Origin of the sequence: Duganella qianjiadongensis (assembly GCF_009857915.1) — a bacterium.
GTDB classification, from domain to species: domain Bacteria; phylum Pseudomonadota; class Gammaproteobacteria; order Burkholderiales; family Burkholderiaceae_D; genus Rugamonas; species Rugamonas qianjiadongensis.
In genome coordinates, this window is the sequence record NZ_WWCM01000006.1 from 170,596 (window position 1) to 187,618 (window position 17,023).

Sequence of the window (17,023 nt, forward strand, 5' to 3'; positions counted from 1 at the left end):
TGTATGGAAAGCCGACTGCAGAAATTCTTCCATCTGGGTGCCATAGGCAGCCTCGTCACGCTGATTTTCTGGTGTCTGGCGTGGGAGCTGGCGCTGGCGCCGCTCAAGCCCGGCGGTTCCTGGCTGGCGCTCAAAGCCGCGCCATTGCTGCTGCCGCTGGTGGGGGTGTGGAAACGCGACGTCTACACGCTGCAGTGGACGTCGATGATGATCCTGCTGTATTTCACCGAAGGCGTAGTACGCTGCTGGAGCGACCGCGGCCAGCTGTCTGCATGGCTGGGCTGGGGCGAAGCCATGATCGTCGTGGTCTACTTTGTTTGCGCCATCATGTATGTGCGCCCGTATAAAAAGGCGGCCAAGCAGATGGCCAGGGAACTGCTGGCCAAGGTCAAGGAAAATACCGTTCCATGAGCGAGTTTCTGGAACAGTGCCGGGCGCTGCTAGGCGCCACCTATGTGCTGGAAGCGCCGCAGGACATGGCGCCCTACCTGAATGACTGGCGCGGACGTTTCTGCGGCAAGGCGCTGGCCGTACTGCGCCCCGCCAGCGTCGAACAGCTTGCGGCGGTAGTCAAAGCCTGTGCCGCCCATCAGGTGCCGATAGTTCCGCAAGGCGGCAATACGGGTCTGGTGCTGGGCAGCGTGCCCGATAGTTCGGGTCTGGCAGTGGTGCTCTCGCTGGGCCGGCTCAATAGCATACGCAACATCGATGTAGCCAACCGCACCATGACAGTAGATGCAGGCTGCATACTGGCGCAGATCCAGCAGGCGGCAGCGGCTGAAGGCTGCCTGTTCCCCCTTTCGCTGGCCTCGGAAGGCAGTTGCACCATAGGCGGCAACCTGTCCAGCAACGCCGGTGGTACCGCCGTTCTCCGCTACGGCAATACGCGCGAACTGTGTCTCGGACTGGAAGTGGTGACGGCCCAGGGCGATATCTGGGATGGCCTGCGCGGGCTGCGCAAGGATAATACGGGTTACGACCTGCGCGACCTGTTCATCGGTGCCGAAGGTACGCTGGGCATCATCACCGGCGCAGTGCTCAAGCTGTATCCGCAGCCGCAAGCCAGCATCACGGCGCTAGCCGCCATGGGGACGCCCGAGCAGGCGCTGAAGCTGCTCAAGCTGATGCAGGACCATTGCGGTGCCAGCCTGACCGGCTTCGAACTGATGTCGCGCGTCTGTCTGGAACTGGTAGCGCAGCAGTTCCCTGCCTTGCCACAGCCGTTCGCCGCCAGGCACGCCCAGTACGTACTGCTGGAGCTGTCCAGCAATGAGTCGGAGCAGCATGCCGTGAACCTGCTGGAACGGGCAATAGGCGCAGCGCTCGACGATGCCATCATCGCAGACGCCGTGGTGGCCAGTTCCGTAGCCCAGTCGCTGGGGCTGTGGCAGTTGCGCGAACATATACCGCTGGCACAGGCCAAGGCAGGCAAGAACATCAAGCACGATATTTCGCTGCCCGTATCCAGCATCCCTGAATTTATTGCCACCACCGCGCCGCTGCTCAATCAGGCATTTCCGGACTGTCAGCTAGTCTGCTTCGGCCACCTGGGCGACGGCAATCTGCACTTCAACGTGGCGCCGCCAGAAGGCGTGGGCCACGACGCTTTCCTCGCCAATCAGGCCGCCGTGAACCGGCTAGTGCATGACAGCGTGGACCGCTACGGCGGCTCCATCTCTGCCGAACACGGTATAGGCGCGCTCAAAAAGGACGAACTGGCGCGCTACAAGTCACCGCTAGAGCTGGCCCTGATGCGCTCCATCAAAGCCGCCCTTGACCCGCAAGGCATTATGAATCCCGGTAAAATTCTGTGAACGGGAGCCTCATGCAACTGCCCTATCTCGCTGCAGCGCTGTGCAGCCTGATCGCCTGCAGCGCCTATGCCCAGCAGGCGCCGCAAACCGTACTGCGCTGTACCAAGGACGGCAAAGTCAGCTACACCGACCAGCCCTGCCCGCAGGGCGCGCAGAGCGCCGAGCTGGCAGTTGCGCCCGCCCCTGCACCCGATGCCGCCAGTGCGGCCGATCTGGCGCGGCAGGCGGCACTGGCCGAGAAAATGCGCCAGCAGCGCGAACAACGTAGTGCACAGGAAGAGCGCGAAGACCAGCGCGCCACACATGCAGCGCGGCTGCAACGCCAGAAGTGCCAGCGCCTGCAACTGGCCCAGCGCTGGGCGGCGGAGGATGCGGGCCGTGCCCCCGTCGCGCAGCGCGAAGCTGCCCAGCTCAAGGCTCGCCGCGCCGGGCAGTCTCTGGCACTGGAGTGTCCCGATAAATGAGTACGCAGGCATCCGTGCAAGCACCCGCTAGCAGCACCAGCACCACCCATGACGCGATGCGCTGGCGCCTTACCCTTACCCTGCTGCTGGGCGAATGGCGTGCGCACCCGCTGCGTGCGCTGGTGGCCATTGCCGCCATTGCTGTGGGCATTGCACTAGGATTTGCCATCCACCTGATGAATGCCGCCGCATTCAACGAATTCTCTTCTGCCATCAAAGGCCTGTCGGGCATCGCCGACATACAGGTGCGGGCAACCGAACCATTGTTCGACGAAGCTATCTACCCGAAGATCGCGCAGCGCAGCGGCGTGGCCATCGCTTCGCCGGTGCTGGAAATCGAGGCTTCCATCCCACATCAGCGCAGCGCCCTGAAAATCGTCGGCAACGATGCCTTGCGTGCAGGATTCCTGACGCCTGATCTGATCGGCATATCGTCCAGCGGCGGCATGATGGACGCACTGGCCGACGATGCCATCTTTCTTTCGCCTGCTGCCGGAAAATGGCTACAGACGGGCGCGGGTCAGCCGCTGACCATACAGCTAGGCATGCAGCAGCTGGCTCTGCGTGTGGCAGGCAGCCTGCCGCAAGCACGAGCCGGCCAGCGCATCGCCGTGATGGACATAGGCGCCGCCCAGTGGCGTTTCAACCGGCTGGGCAAGCTGTCGCGCATCGATTTGAAATTGCGTGCCGGTGTCGATAGCACAGCCTTCAAAACACTGCTGCAGCAGGAGCTGGATCAGGCGCAGCCCGGTCGCTTCCGCGTCAGCCAGCCCAACGACGCAGATCAGGACAGCCGCAACGAGGGCATGAGCCGGGCCTATCGCGTCAACCTCACCGTGCTGGCACTGGTCGCACTGTTCACCGGCGCGTTTCTGGTGTTCTCGACACAGGCGCTTTCCGTCATCCGGCGGCGCAGCCAGTTTGCACTGCTGCGCGTGCTGGGCATGGAACGGCGCCACCTGATCGCGCAAATCCTGCTGGAGGGCCTCAGCTTAGGCGTCGTCGGCGCAGCCTGTGGCATCGCGGGCGGTTACGGATTAGCCGCCACCGCACTGCACTTCATGGGCGGCGATCTGGGTGCCGGACTGTTCGCCGGTGTGCAACCGCAGATCCATTTTGCGCCCGTAGCTGCCGGCATCTACTTTGCGCTGGGTGTGGCCGTCGCCATCCTTGGCTGCGCGGCACCAGCTTTCGACGCAGCGCGCGCCAGACCTGCCGTGGCACTCAAAGCGGGAACGGAGGAAGCGGCACTGGCCGGACTTGCCCGTCCTTGGCCTGCGCTGCTCTGTATCGCGCTGGCGGCCGTGCTGTCGCAGGCGCCGCCGGTGTTTGAACTGCCTCTATTCGGCTACCTGTCGATAGCACTGCTCCTGATAGGCACCATCGCTCTGATGCCGCGGCTGGCCGCATTCACCTTCCGCCGCGCCCACCAGCGCTGGGAACGCGCTCAGGCCGGAAAAGCCGGCGCACCTGCCATCCTCACCCTGACACTGGCAAGGCTGGCCAATGCGTCCAGTCAGGCAGGCATTGCGCTGGGCGGCGTGCTATCGAGTTTCAGCCTGATGGTCGCCATGGCCATCATGGTGGCCAGCTTCCGCGTTTCGCTCGACGACTGGCTACGCCACATCCTGCCCGCCGACCTGTATATCAGCAGCACAAGCGCAGGCAATACGGCAGGCCTGCATCCGGCAGAACAGCAGGCTCTGGCCGCCCTGCCGGGCGTGGAGATGGCTGATTTCCTGCGCGTGACGGCCGTCTCGCTCGATCCGGCCCGTCCGGCAGTGGCCCTGATGGCGCGCCATGTTGATGCGGCCCGGCCCGAACGTTCGCTGGCGATGGTAGGCGACATCGCGGTACCCGCCGCCGATGCAGCGCCGCCAGCCTGGGTCTCCGAGGCGATGGTAGACCTGTACGGCATGAAAGTGGGCCAACGCATCGAACTGCCGCTGAACGGACAGCGCCATGCTTTCACGGTAGGCGGCATCTGGCGCGACTACGCCCGCCCGACCGGCACCATCCAGATACGGCTGGAAGACTACCGCAAGCTGACCGGCGATCAGGATGCCAGCAATGCAGCGCTGTGGCTGCGCGCCGGCGCCAGAGCCGCCGATACCGAGGCAGCCTTGAAACGCCTGCCGTTTGCCGCCGCACTCGATGTCAGCCTCCCTTCCGATATCCGCGCCATGAGCATGACCATTTTCGACCGCAGCTTTGCCATTACCTACCTGCTGGAAGCTATCGCCATCGTCATTGGCCTGTTCGGTGTGGCCGCCACCTTCTCGGCGCAAACGCTGGCACGCGCGCGCGAGTTCGGTATGCTGCGCCATGTGGGCCTGACGCGGCGGCAGATTCTGGCCATCCTCGCCATCGAAGGCGGTTCGCTCACGGGCCTGGGCATCGTCACAGGCTTGGTACTGGGCTGGTTCATCAGCCTGATACTGGTTTTCGTGGTGAATCCGCAGTCCTTCCACTGGACCATGCAGCTGCATATGCCATGGCCGCTCATCGGCGGCGTGGCAACACTGCTGCTCGGCGCTGCGGCGCTGACCGCCCTATTCGCCGGACGACAGGCATTGTCCGGCGGACCGATACGCGCCGTCAGGGAGGACTGGTGATGCAAGCACTACGCAGACTGCTGGCGCGCAAGCCGGCAGCAACAACCCTGATTGCGCTGCTGGCACTGATCGCTCCGTGCTACACAGCGCAGGCCGCAGCGCCCGTATTCTCGCCCGTACTGCCACTTAACGCTGGCACGGCCCTGAGCTTCCCTGCCGATAGCGGCGCACACCCCGACTACAAGACGGAATGGTGGTATGCCACCGGCTGGCTCAATACTCCGGACGGCAAGCCGCTGGGCTTTCAGGTGACTTTCTTCCGCAGTGCCACCACCCACGACCGCGCCAACCCTAGCCAGTTCGCGCCTAAACAGATCATCATCGGCCATGCGGCGATTGCCGATCCCGCGCGTGGCCAGCTGCTGCATGACCAGCGTAACGGTCGCGAAGGCTTTGGCCTGTCTTACGTCAAACAGGGTAATACCAATATCAAACTTGATGACTGGACCATGCAGCGCCAGTCCGACGGCAGCTACCGCGTACAGCTCAACGCGGCCAGCTTCCAGCTCGATCTCACGCTTGCGCCTACCCAGCCGCGCCTGCTGCAAGGTGAAGGCGGCTATTCGCGCAAGGGCGCCGATCCCCTGTCGGCCAGCTACTACTACAGCGAGCCGCAACTACGCACCACCGGCCACCTCACCCGTGGCGGACAGCGGGTGGCGGTCACTGGCAGCAGCTGGCTAGATCACGAGTGGTCTAGCCAGGTACTGAGCGACGACGCTGCCGGCTGGGACTGGGTGGGCGCCAATCTTTCCGATGGCGGCGCGCTAATGGCTTTCCAGATTCGCAACAAGGCCGGTGCTAAACTATGGTCGCACGCGACATGGCGCGATCCATCCGGTAAGATCACACAGTTTTTGCCTGAGCAGGTCAGTTTTATGCCGCAGCGGCGCTGGCGTTCGCCCCGTACCGGTGCCGAATATCCGGTGGCGACGCGGCTCACTACCGGCAGCAGCGTGTGGCAGATCAGGCCCCTGATGGACGATCAGGAGCTCGATTCGCGCCGCTCCACCGGCGCCGTGTACTGGGAGGGCGCCGTGACGCTGGAGCGGGATGGCAAGCCGGCTGGTCATGCTTATCTGGAGATGACAGGCTATGTGCAAGCGATAAAATTCTGACAAGGTCCGCAAAACAGGCTGTGTCAGATACGCGACAATTTAGTGACAGACAATAGATAAACAACCAGCAGACAATAAGCAGACGGCAGCATCGTCTACACCGTAACACTATCAACAACTAGCCAACGATGACCACTAGCACCACCGCAGCCAGCACCGCACCAGCCGCCGCACCATCGACCACCCGCGAAGCCAAAAAGGGCAGCCTCGCCACTTTGCGTGGTCTGGCCCCCTTCCTCGCGCCCTATAAACGCCAGTTCGCCATGGCCGGGGTTGCGCTGGTGGTTGCCGCCGGCTCGACGCTGGCCATTCCGGCCGCCTTCAAGCAGATGATCGATCTGGGCTTTGGCGGCGCCGGTGCAAAAAGCATACAGCACGTCGATCTGGTGTTCCTCGCCCTGTTTGGACTGGCCACGCTGCTGGCGCTGGCCACGGCTGCGCGTTTCTACACCGTTTCGTGGCTGGGCGAACGGGTCACTGCCGATATCCGCCGTGCCGTCTATCAGCATGTGGTGACGCAAAGCCCGGAGTTTTTCGAAACCACCCAGACCGGCGAGGTCCTGTCGCGCATCACCACCGACACCACGCTGATACAGGCAGTGGTGGGCACCAGCATCTCCATGGCCCTGCGTAACGTGCTGCTGTTTATCGGCGGCCTAATCATGCTGTTCGTTACCAGCATCAAGCTCTCGTCCATCATCATCGGCCTGCTGGTGCTGACGGTGCTGCCTATCGTGATGTTCGGCCGGCGCGTACGCAAGCTGTCGCGCGATTCGCAGGACCGGATTGCCGACGCCTCCGCCATGGCCGGTGAGATTCTGAACGCCATGCCTACGGTGCAGGCCTTCACCCACGAAAAGCTGGAAGCCAGCCGCTTCGGCGCTTCGGTGGAAAGCGCCTTCGGCACCGCCATGCGCCGCATACGCGCGCGCGCCTTCCTGACCATGCTGGCCATCGTGCTGGTGTTCGGCACCATCGTCTTCGTACTGTGGCTGGGCGCACACGCCGTACTGGCAGGCACCATGACGGGCGGCGATCTGGGCCAGTTCATCCTGTATGCCTCCATCGTCGCCGGCGCCATCGGCGCCCTGTCTGAAGTGATGGGGGAAGCGCAGCGCGCTGCCGGTGCCACCGAACGCCTGCTGGAACTGATTTCCGTCAAATCCAAGATCGAATCGCCAGCCCAGCCGCTGCCTCTGCCGCCGCGTGCGGATTCCGGTGCCGCCCTGAGCCTGCAGGACGTAGGATTCAGCTACCCGTCGCGCCCTGATACGGCCGCGCTGCAGCACCTGACGCTCGATATCAAACCGGGTGAAACGGTGGCCGTGGTGGGGCCTTCCGGTGCCGGTAAAACGACGCTGTTCCAGCTATTCCTGCGTTTCTACGATCCGCAATCGGGCAGCATCAAGCTCGATGGCGTGGACATTACCCGCCTCGACCTGCACACCCTGCGCGGCGCCATCGGTATCGTACCGCAGGATACCGTGATCTTCTCGGCCGACGCGATGGAAAACATCCGCTACGGCCGCGCCGATGCCAGCGACGAGGAAGTCATCGCCGCCGCCAAGCTCGCTGCTGCACATGAATTCATCGAGCGCCTGCCGCAAGGCTACCAGTCCTTCCTCGGCGAGCGTGGCGTGCGCCTGTCCGGCGGCCAGCGTCAGCGTATCGCCATTGCCCGCGCCCTGCTGAAAAATCCTCCGCTGCTGCTGCTGGACGAAGCCACCAGCGCGCTCGACGCCGAATCGGAACGTCTGGTGCAAACAGCGCTGGAAGCGGCCATGGTCGGTCGTACCACGGTCATCATCGCCCACCGTCTGGCTACAGTGCAGCGCGCCGACCGCATCATCGTCATGGAAGATGGTCGCGTAGTGGAAACCGGCACGCATAAATCGCTGGTAGAACTGGGCGGCATCTACGCCAATCTGGCGGCGCTGCAGTTCCATCATGTTCAGGCTGGCCACTAGGCGGCCGTAAGCCATCAGATTAGGGGAAAGCCGTGACCGACGCCGAACTGCGTGCCAGTTGCACCACTCACCTGCCCGGTCACCGCGCCCACACGCCTGCCCAGCTATTTGCCGCCATGGCTGCATGGTGTGCCGAGCACGAAATTGCCCACGACGTCTACGGCAGTGGCGCTCTGATACAGGAACTGGAAGACAAGCTGGCCAGACTGCTCGGCTTCGAAGCCGCGCTGTTCTGCATTACCGGCACCATGACACAGGCGACGGCGCTACGCCTGGCCTGTGACGAACGGGGCAGCCGTCTGGTGGCGCTACACCCCACCTCTCACATACTGCGCCACGAACGCAGCAACCATAGCCTGTTCGGCCACTTTCAGGCCTTGCAGGTAGGCGACCCGCAGCGGCCATGGAGCGTGGCCGAACTGGAGGCCATCCCTGACCAGCTGGGCGCCGCCACACTGGAACTGCCGATGCGCGAAATCGGCGGCCAGTGCCAGAGCTGGGACGAACTGGAAGCCATCAAACAGCACTGCCGCAGCCAGAACATCCACCTGCATCTGGACGGTGCACGCCTGTGGGAGTGCACCAGCGCCTATGGCCGCAGCGCCGCCGACATCGCGCAGGGTTTCGATTCCGTCTACGTCTCGCTCTACAAGGGCATAGGCGGCATGGGCGGTGCTGTCCTGCTGGGCAAAGCCGGTTTCATCGCCAGGGCGCAGGAATGGTTCCGCCGTCAGGGCGGCAATGTCTATCAGCGCACGCCTTATGTGGTGGCCGCGGCCATGCAGCTGGAACAGCGGCTGGCAGCGATGCCCGCCTACTATGCCCGCACCGTCTGGCTGTATGAAACCCTGCGCGCCTTCCCCCTGCTGACGCCTAACCCTGCCTGGCCGCAGGCCAGCATGCTGCATGTGCATCTGCCGGTGAGCCGCGAACAGGCCAGCGAGATCCGCAAGCGCATCGCCAGCGAACATGGCATCTGGCTGTTCAACGCTGCCAATCATGCGGCCCTGCCCGGTCACAGCTATGTGGAGCTGTATATCGGCGATAATCTGCTCAACTTGCCTGACCAGCGCGTAAGCGAAATTCTCGCACTCTGGTCCGAGGCAATAGCTGCCGCCGGCGCACGATAATCGGGCCACCGCAGCGCAGTGCTGTTACACTGCGCGCCTTTCTGATTGAATGACACCACCATGACCTTCCAAGCTCTAGGCCTGATCGAACCGCTACAACGCAATCTCGCAGCGCTAGGCTACCAGCAGCCCACGCCGGTACAGCAGCAGGCCATACCGGCCGTGCTGGCCGGACGCGACCTCATGGCCGCCGCCCAGACCGGTACCGGCAAAACTGCCGCCTTCGCCCTGCCGCAGTTACAGAGGCTGCTGCTGGAAGGCGTCACCGCCCCCAAGGCCGTGCGCACGCTGGTGCTGGTGCCTACCCGCGAGCTGGCCGAGCAGGTGTACCAGAGCTTCCGCAGCTACGGCGGTAACCTGCCGCTGAAGTGCGCTGTCGCTTACGGCGGCGTACCGATCGAAGGCCAGATCAGCAAGCTGCGCAAAGGGCTGGACGTACTGGTGGCCACGCCGGGCCGTCTGCTCGACCTGCACGATCAGGCAGCCATCAGCTTCGAACTGCTGCAAACGCTGGTGCTGGACGAGGCCGACCGCATGCTCGATCTGGGCTTCGAGCGCGATCTCGATATTCTGCTGGCGGCCATGCCCAAGCAGCGTCAGACTTTGCTGTTCTCGGCCACCTTCTCGGACGCAATCCGCCAGCTCGCCAGCGGCATGCTGCGCGATCCGGTGACCATACAGGTCAGCGCCAGTAACACTACGACCAAGACGGTGCGCCAGTGGCTGATCCCCACCGACAAGCGCAGCAAGCCGGAACTGCTGCTGCATCTGCTGCAAAAACACCGCTGGGGTCAGGTGCTGATCTTCGTTAAAACCCGCAAAGGTGTCGAGGCCCTGATCAAGGTTCTGCAGGAGCAAGGCTACACGGCTGACGCCATCCACGGCGACAAAACCCAGCCCATGCGCCTGCGCGCACTCGACCGTTTCAAGCGGCGCGAAGTGCAGCTGCTGGTAGCTACCGATGTCGCAGCACGCGGGCTGGATATCGAAGCGCTGCCGCAGGTGGTCAACTTCGACCTGCCGACCGTAGCGGAAGACTATGTGCACCGTATCGGCCGTACTGGCCGTGCCGGCATGGAAGGGGAAGCCGTTTCGCTGGTGTGTGCCGATGAAGTGGATCTGCTCAGGGACATCGAAAGCCTGATCGGCAAAGTGCTGCCACGCAGCGAAGAAGCGGGATTCGAAGCCGAACACCGCGTGCCGGAAACGGGGGCCAAAGGCGCCGCCATTGCCGCCGCCAAGAAAGCCGCCGCCGAAGCGCCGCGCAAGAAACGCGCATTCACGGGGCCGCCCGGCGGCCGCGCTGCGGCGCAGGCGCAGCAAGGCGGCAAGCCCGCCGCCGCTGCCAAGACTGGCGCAGGCCGCTCTGCCAGCCCGCGCACAGCTAGCAGCAAACCCGCCAGCGCAGGCACCATCGTCGTGAGTGCCGGCCGTGGCGCCAAATCGCTGGCGCGGGCAGCGGGCAAAGCGCAGGCGCAAAGCCATCCGCGCCGAGGCAAAGGCAGCGCACGCTGAACAGCGCCCTGCGACCACGGCTGCTAAAATAGCAGGTTTTCCGGCTCGGCGAGCCGCGTGTTTTTTGGAGCATTGTATGCAGCAATATCAGGAACTGATCCAGACCGTGATCGCCACGGGCAGCTGGCAAGACAACCGCACCGGCATCCGTACCCTGAGCGTACCGGGCGCCATGATGCGCTTCGATCTGCAGCAGGGCTTCCCCGCCGTGACCACCAAGAAGCTGGCCTTCAAGTCCGTGGTGGGCGAGCTGTGCGCCTTCCTGCGCGCCTCGCGCAGCGCTGCGGACTTCCGCGCGCTCGGCTGCAAGGTGTGGGATCAGAATGCCAACGAAAACCAGCAGTGGCTGGCCAACCCTTACCGTCTGGGCGAGGATGATCTGGGCCCCGTGTACGGGGTGCAGTGGCGCCAGTGGCCCGGCTTCAAGCTGATCGCTCTGGACCAGCCGGGCCAGATCGCCGATGCCCAGAAAAACGGCTTCCGCCTGATTTCCCAGTTCGACGATGGCGGCGTGGCCAAAGTGCTGCTGCATAAATCCATCGACCAGTTGCGCGAATGTCTGGACACCATCGTCAACAACCCGTCCAGCCGCCGCATCCTGTTCCATGGCTGGAATCCGGCCGTGCTCGACGCTGTCGCCCTGCCTGCCTGCCACCTGCTGTACCAGTTCATCCCGAATCCCGCCACGCGCGAACTGCATATGTGCCTGTACGTGCGCAGCAATGATCTGGGACTGGGCACACCTTTCAATCTGGCCGAAGGCGCCGCGCTGATGCATCTGGTGGGCCGCCTCACCGGCTACCGGCCGCGCTGGTTCAGCTACTTCATCGGCGACGCCCACATCTACGAAAACCACATGGCGATGGTGTCGGAGCAACTGACCCGCACGCCGTTCCCGGCGCCGCAGCTGCGTATCAGCGATCGCGTGCCTGATTTCGCCGTCACCGGCCAATATCAGCCCGAGTGGCTGGAACTGGTGGAGCCATCCGACTTCACGCTGGAAGGCTATCAGCACCATGCGCCTATCACGGCGCCGATGGCGGTATGAGGCGGCTGGACTTCATTCCCGGCACGCTGTGCGATGCCAGAATGTGGTCCCGCGTACTGCCACAGCTCGGTGCGCAGTACGACTGCCATCACGTGCCTCTGTATGAAGCGGTAACACGCCAGCAGATGCATGAAGTGATCGCGCGCCATAGCGCGCCGCAAGCCCATCTGGTAGGTTTTTCGCTAGGGGCCTATCTGGCCATCGAGTACGCGCTGCAGCACCCCGAACGGGTGCAGTCGCTGGTACTGTTAGCCAATTCCGCCAGGGGCCTGAGCGCTGCCGAAATCCGTACCCGCCAGCGCATCATCCCCATGTTAAAAACCACCCCCTACATGGGCATTAGCCGCGTCCGCCTGCGCGAGATACTCCACCCTGATCATCTGGACGATGCTGCCACCTACGCCATCATCCAGCAGATGGCGCTGGATCTGGGCAAGGACGTGCTGCTGGCGCAATTCATCGCTTCGATGGAACGCCCGGATCTGATGGAGCGGCTGGCGGAGATCCGCTGCCCTGTGCTGCTGATCGGCGCCCGGCAGGATCTACTGGTCAACCCTGCCGATCTGATCGAGATGCAAAGCCGACTGCCGGCAGCGCAGCTGTCGCTGCATGAAGGATCAGGCCATATGCTACCTCTGGAATTGCCGGACGCAGTCAGCCACGATCTGCATCAATTTCACGCCACACTGGACACCGCAGCAGTGTCCGCAGCCTGAGATTTCGACGATAATAACGCCTCACCTTGCTACCGCACGCTATGAGCTCCTTAACCATCATCGTCGCCACCGACGCCCAGCGCGGCATCGGCATCAACAACACCCTGCCGTGGAAACTTCCGGAGGATCTGGCGCACTTCAAACGCACCACCAGCGGCCACCCCATCATCATGGGCCGCAAGACCTTTGATTCGATCGGCCGCCCGCTGCCCAACCGCCGCAACATCGTCATCACCCGCAACAGCGCCTGGCAGCATGCTGGCGTGGAAGTGGTGAACTCGGTAGAACAGGCCATCGCCCTGCTGAACGGCGCCGAAGGCTTTGTCATCGGCGGTGCCGAAATCTACCGCCAGACGCTGCCGCTGGCGCAACGCTTGATTATTACCGAAATCGCCGCCACCTATGCTTGCGACGCTTTCTTCCCCGAACCGGATGCCGCCATATGGCAGGAAACGGAACGGGAAAATCACGTTTCCGAAAACACGAAACTGTCATACGCTTTTGTTACACTGCGCCGCATGGCCGCCATGGCTCAATAATTTTTAACTTAAAGGCAATACAACATGTCTGGTGATGGTTTTCACGTTCACGGACCGCACGATCACGCGGTAGAACACGCTGCCCATGGCAGTGATGATTTTTCCAACAACATTGCCGTAATGACGGCAATTCTCGCCACGGTAGGCGCCCTGTTCGGCTACCTCGGCGGCGCAACCCAGAACGAGGCAGCCCTGTTCAAGAACAACGCAGCCATCGACAAGACGCAGGCAGCCAACAGCTGGAACTACTATCAGGCCAAATCGAGCAAGCAGAATCTGGCCGAACTGGCCATGACTCTGCCCGGCGTAGACCCGAAGAAGTACGAAGCCGAAGTAGCGCGCTACAAGCACGAAAAAGAAGACATCAAGAAGGATGCAGAGAAGTGGGAAGACTCCTCGAAAGAGTGGAACCACAAGTCGGATGAAGCCATGCACGAGCACCACCAGTGGGCGCTGGCGACGACGGCCGAGCAGATCGCCATTTCGCTGGCGGCGATCACCCTGCTGACCCGCAAGAAATGGATGATGGGCCTCGCTTACGGCGTCGCCGGCGTGGGCATTGCGCTGGGCGCCTTTGCATGGCTGCACGTAGACCCGATAGGCCAGCTGCTGGCCAAACTCGGTGGTGCAGCGGCCGGTCACTGATTCTGGCTGGAAATTCTGGCCCGCTAGCCGGGCCAGCAAGCTGTATGGTGGCCTATGGCCGCCCGTTTTAGAGCAGCGCCGCTATTTTTTGCGGATTTGCGTGATGTTTTTTCCCGCAGTGGCCCCATTTCTGCGAGAATCCCGTTCTTCTTTTTTTTGCGCGACTGGCCGCTTGCTGTCGCACCCTAGTCCGCCCCTCAACTTTTGCGTCAGGGGCGGCTTGCTTTTTTGGAGACATGTATGAAATTTCGTTTCCCCATCGTCATCATTGACGAGGATTTCCGTTCCGAGAACACGTCCGGTCTAGGCATACGCGCCCTGGCCGATGCGATGGAAAAAGAAGGCATGGAAGTGGTGGGCGTTACCAGCTACGGCGATCTGTCCCAGTTCGCCCAGCAGCAGTCGCGCGCGTCGGCCTTCGTGCTGTCCATCGACGATGAAGAATTCGGTTCCGGCTCGGCCGAGGAAACCGATCACGCGCTGAAGTCGCTGCGCGCCTTCGTCGAAGAAATCCGCTACAAGAACGCCGACATTCCTATCTATCTGTACGGTGAAACCCGCACTTCGCGCCACATCCCTAACGATATCCTGCGCGAACTGCACGGCTTCATCCACATGTTCGAAGATACGCCCGAGTTCGTGGCGCGCCACATCATCCGCGAAGCCAAGTCCTATCTGGACGGTCTGTCGCCGCCATTCTTCCGCGCGCTGGTACATTACGCCAACGACGGCTCCTACTCGTGGCACTGCCCCGGCCACTCGGGTGGCGTAGCCTTCCTGAAATCGCCTATCGGCCAGATGTTCCACCAGTTCTTCGGCGAGAACATGTTGCGCGCCGACGTCTGCAACGCGGTGGAAGAACTGGGCCAGCTGCTCGACCATACGGGTCCGGTAGCGGCATCGGAACGCAATGCGGCGCGCATCTTCAATGCCGACCATTGCTATTTCGTCACCAACGGTACCTCCACCTCCAACAAGATGGTGTGGCACTCGACGGTGGCGCCGGGCGACATCGTGGTAGTGGACCGTAACTGCCACAAATCGATCCTGCACTCCATCATCATGTGCGGCGCCATCCCCGTGTTCCTGATGCCTACCCGTAACCATCTGGGCATCATCGGGCCGATTCCGCTGGAAGAGTTCTCGATGGAGAGCATCCAGCGCAAGATCGAAGCCAACCCCTTCGCCCGCGAAGCCGTGAACAAGAAGCCACGCATTCTGACCATCACCCAGTCCACCTACGACGGCGTGCTGTACAACGTGGAAACCCTGCGCGAACTGCTCGATGGCAAGATCGATACCCTGCACTTCGATGAAGCGTGGCTGCCGCACGCCACCTTCCACGATTTCTACAAAGACATGCATGCGATCGGCAAGGACCGTCCGCGCGCCAAGGAATCGATGATCTTCTCCACCCAGTCCACCCACAAGCTGCTGGCCGGTCTGTCGCAGGCCTCGCAGGTACTGGTGCGCGAGTCGGAATCCGTCAAGCTGGACCGTGACGCTTTCAACGAAGCCTATCTGATGCACACCTCCACCTCGCCGCAATACTCGATTATTGCCTCGTGCGATGTGGCAGCGGCCATGATGGAAGCGCCGGGCGGCACTTCGCTGGTGGAAGAATCCATCGTCGAAGCGCTGGACTTCCGCCGCGCCATGAAGAAGATCGATCAGGAATGGGGCAAGGACTGGTGGTTCCAGGTGTGGGGTCCGGACGACTTCGCCGAAGACGGCATCGGTTCGCGCGAAGACTGGATCATCCGCGCCGAGGACGACTGGCACGGTTTCGGCAAGCTGGCAGCGGGCTTCAACATGCTGGACCCGATCAAGGCCACCATCGTCAATCCCGGCCTGTCGCTGGACGGCCAGTTCGACGAAACGGGTATCCCGGCGTCCATCGTCACCAAGTATCTGGCCGAGCACGGCGTGATCATCGAGAAGTGCGGTCTGTACTCGTTCTTCATCATGTTCACCATCGGCATTACCAAAGGCCGCTGGAACACCCTGCTGACCGCGCTGCAGCAGTTCAAGGACGATTACGACAAGAACCAGCCGATGTGGCGCATCCTGCCGGAATTCGCGGCCGCCAATCCGACCTACGAAAAAATGGGCCTGCGCGACCTGTGCCAGCAGATCCACGATTTCTACAAAGCCTACGATGTGGCCCGTCTGACCACGGAAATGTATCTGTCCGACATGATTCCGGCCATGAAACCATCGGAAGCGTTTGCCAAGATGGCGCACCGTGAAATCGAGCGCGTCGCCATCGACGAGCTGGAAGGCCGTATCACCTCCATCCTGCTGACGCCTTACCCACCGGGCATTCCGCTGCTGATTCCGGGCGAACGCTTCAACAAGACCATCGTTGACTATCTGCGCTTTGCACGTGACTTCAACGAGCGCTTCCCCGGCTTCGAGACGGACGTGCACGGACTGGTCAAGCGCGAAGTGGACGGTAAGCGCGGCTACTTCGTCGACTGCGTCAAACAGTAATCACTGCCACTAGCCTGTGCAACAGGCTAGACAGGCCAAAGTCAGGCCCGGCCGGACGACATTCAGGAAAGAGTCCTGTGTCGCCCGCCGGGCCTGATTTTTTTTCGCGTTGTAAAAATGTATTTAGAGAAATAAATGATGCCTTAATGAAAAAAGTAATTGCATTTTGCAATCAATGGTGTATTCTTAGCATCACCTTAAGCCACTTCAAACGGAATACGCCATGCAAATCAAACAAATCGCCCGTATCGCTGCTGTTGCAACTGCCCTGTTCGCTGCTCAAGCCCACGCTGCTACCAACCTGATCGTCGATGGCGGTTTCGACATCGGTTCGAGCTTCGGCACCTACAACTACGCTAACAACTTCCACGGCACCATGACCGGCAAAGGTTCGCCATGGACCTTCAGCGATGCTTCCGGCGTGGTTAACCATGCCGGCGCCTGGGGCGGCGTAGCCAGCACTTCGACCGTTGCCTTCATCCAGAACTACAATGGTTTTACTTCCAACACCCCGACCGTGAGCCAGACCTTCAGCTCGAGCGCCAGTGCGTACACCGTGACGTTCGATCTGGCCCAGCGCCCCGGCAACCATGAAAGCCTGCAGGTAAGCCTGGACGGCCAGATCCTGAGCGGCGGCCTGCTGACCCCTGCCGGTGCTAGCCTGACCAGCTACAGCTACACCGTTACCGGCCTGACCGGTACCAGCCACACCCTGCAATTCAAAGGCGTCAACAACTCGGGCGCCTATGACTCCTCGCTGTTCCTCGACAACGTGAATGTTGCTGCCGTACCTGAGCCAGAAACCTATGCCATGATGATGGCCGGCCTGGCACTGGTAGGCGTGGTTGCCCGTCGCCGTAAAGCACAGAAAGCCGCTTAATCCGCGCAGTTCGCCGGACATGGAGTGCCGCCCCGCGCAAGCCGGGCGGCATTTTTTGCATCTGCGGCAAAGAACATCC

General features: G+C 62.2%; 14 protein-coding genes. All 14 read left to right on the top strand.

Annotation, left to right across the window (positions count from 1 at the left end):
• Positions 1 to 3 precede the first annotated feature (3 nt).
• Positions 4 to 411 (top strand): DUF2069 domain-containing protein, encoded by a 408-nt coding sequence (locus GTP27_RS10825; RefSeq protein WP_161039192.1) that lies wholly within the window; start codon positions 4 to 6, stop codon positions 409 to 411.
• Positions 408 to 1,814, top strand: a complete 1,407-nt coding sequence (locus GTP27_RS10830; RefSeq protein ID WP_161039193.1) for an FAD-binding oxidoreductase — start codon at positions 408 to 410, stop codon at positions 1,812 to 1,814. The genes GTP27_RS10825 and GTP27_RS10830 overlap by 4 nt, the downstream gene beginning before the upstream one ends.
• 11 nt (positions 1,815 to 1,825) lie before the next feature.
• Positions 1,826 to 2,278 carry a DUF4124 domain-containing protein gene (locus GTP27_RS10835; protein WP_161039194.1) on the top strand — a complete coding sequence of 151 codons (453 nt, stop codon included), beginning with the start codon at positions 1,826 to 1,828 and terminating at the stop codon, positions 2,276 to 2,278.
• 56 nt (positions 2,279 to 2,334) lie between these two features.
• Positions 2,335 to 4,893, top strand: a complete 2,559-nt coding sequence (locus GTP27_RS10840) for an FtsX-like permease family protein (RefSeq protein ID WP_161039292.1) — start codon at positions 2,335 to 2,337, stop codon at positions 4,891 to 4,893.
• A complete protein-coding gene (locus GTP27_RS10845) occupies positions 4,893 to 6,011 on the top strand; it encodes a lipocalin-like domain-containing protein (RefSeq protein WP_161039195.1) in 1,119 nt (372 codons plus the stop codon). Before GTP27_RS10840 ends, GTP27_RS10845 begins: the two co-directional genes overlap by 1 nt.
• A gap of 128 nt (positions 6,012 to 6,139) precedes the next feature.
• Complete coding sequence (locus tag GTP27_RS10850; RefSeq protein ID WP_161039196.1) at positions 6,140 to 7,978, top strand: ABC transporter transmembrane domain-containing protein; 1,839 nt, start codon at positions 6,140 to 6,142, stop codon at positions 7,976 to 7,978.
• A gap of 32 nt (positions 7,979 to 8,010) precedes the next feature.
• A complete protein-coding gene (locus GTP27_RS10855) occupies positions 8,011 to 9,108 on the top strand; it encodes a threonine aldolase family protein (RefSeq protein ID WP_161039197.1) in 1,098 nt (365 codons plus the stop codon).
• 60 nt (positions 9,109 to 9,168) lie between these two features.
• Positions 9,169 to 10,623, top strand: coding sequence for a DEAD/DEAH box helicase (locus GTP27_RS10860; RefSeq protein WP_161039198.1), 1,455 nt, complete (start codon positions 9,169 to 9,171; stop codon positions 10,621 to 10,623).
• 76 nt (positions 10,624 to 10,699) lie between these two features.
• Positions 10,700 to 11,671 (top strand): thymidylate synthase, encoded by a 972-nt coding sequence (locus tag GTP27_RS10865; RefSeq protein WP_161039199.1) that lies wholly within the window; start codon positions 10,700 to 10,702, stop codon positions 11,669 to 11,671.
• A complete protein-coding gene (locus tag GTP27_RS10870) occupies positions 11,668 to 12,387 on the top strand; it encodes an alpha/beta fold hydrolase (protein WP_161039200.1) in 720 nt (239 codons plus the stop codon). Before GTP27_RS10865 ends, GTP27_RS10870 begins: the two co-directional genes overlap by 4 nt.
• A gap of 41 nt (positions 12,388 to 12,428) precedes the next feature.
• On the top strand, positions 12,429 to 12,926 hold the full coding sequence (locus GTP27_RS10875; protein WP_161039201.1) for a dihydrofolate reductase: 498 nt from the start codon (positions 12,429 to 12,431) through the stop codon (positions 12,924 to 12,926).
• Between the two features lie 24 nt (positions 12,927 to 12,950).
• Complete coding sequence (locus GTP27_RS10880) at positions 12,951 to 13,571, top strand: DUF4337 domain-containing protein (RefSeq protein ID WP_161039202.1); 621 nt, start codon at positions 12,951 to 12,953, stop codon at positions 13,569 to 13,571.
• 240 nt (positions 13,572 to 13,811) lie between these two features.
• On the top strand, positions 13,812 to 16,064 hold the full coding sequence (locus GTP27_RS10885) for an arginine/lysine/ornithine decarboxylase (protein ID WP_161039203.1): 2,253 nt from the start codon (positions 13,812 to 13,814) through the stop codon (positions 16,062 to 16,064).
• 223 nt (positions 16,065 to 16,287) lie between these two features.
• The gene (locus GTP27_RS10890) at positions 16,288 to 16,944 is read left to right on the top strand and encodes an FxDxF family PEP-CTERM protein (protein ID WP_161039204.1); all 657 of its coding nucleotides are present in this window, start codon (positions 16,288 to 16,290) and stop codon (positions 16,942 to 16,944) included.
• Positions 16,945 to 17,023: the final 79 nt, after the last annotated feature.

Bases quoted from the DNA above. Each gene is read 5' to 3' on its own strand.
- GTP27_RS10825 (WP_161039192.1), top strand. From the start codon at position 4: ATGGAAAGCCGACTGCAGAAATTCTTCCATCTGGGTGCCATAGGCAGC.
- GTP27_RS10885 (WP_161039203.1), top strand. From the start codon at position 13,812: ATGAAATTTCGTTTCCCCATCGTCATCATTGACGAGGATTTCCGTTCC.
- GTP27_RS10835 (WP_161039194.1), top strand. From the start codon at position 1,826: ATGCAACTGCCCTATCTCGCTGCAGCGCTGTGCAGCCTGATCGCCTGC.
- GTP27_RS10860 (WP_161039198.1), top strand. From the start codon at position 9,169: ATGACCTTCCAAGCTCTAGGCCTGATCGAACCGCTACAACGCAATCTC.
- GTP27_RS10830 (WP_161039193.1), top strand. From the start codon at position 408: ATGAGCGAGTTTCTGGAACAGTGCCGGGCGCTGCTAGGCGCCACCTAT.
- GTP27_RS10875 (WP_161039201.1), top strand. From the start codon at position 12,429: ATGAGCTCCTTAACCATCATCGTCGCCACCGACGCCCAGCGCGGCATC.
- GTP27_RS10890 (WP_161039204.1), top strand. From the start codon at position 16,288: ATGCAAATCAAACAAATCGCCCGTATCGCTGCTGTTGCAACTGCCCTG.
- GTP27_RS10850 (WP_161039196.1), top strand. From the start codon at position 6,140: ATGACCACTAGCACCACCGCAGCCAGCACCGCACCAGCCGCCGCACCA.
- GTP27_RS10845 (WP_161039195.1), top strand. From the start codon at position 4,893: ATGCAAGCACTACGCAGACTGCTGGCGCGCAAGCCGGCAGCAACAACC.
- GTP27_RS10880 (WP_161039202.1), top strand. From the start codon at position 12,951: ATGTCTGGTGATGGTTTTCACGTTCACGGACCGCACGATCACGCGGTA.
- GTP27_RS10870 (WP_161039200.1), top strand. From the start codon at position 11,668: ATGAGGCGGCTGGACTTCATTCCCGGCACGCTGTGCGATGCCAGAATG.
- GTP27_RS10840 (WP_161039292.1), top strand. From the start codon at position 2,335: ATGCGCTGGCGCCTTACCCTTACCCTGCTGCTGGGCGAATGGCGTGCG.
- GTP27_RS10865 (WP_161039199.1), top strand. From the start codon at position 10,700: ATGCAGCAATATCAGGAACTGATCCAGACCGTGATCGCCACGGGCAGC.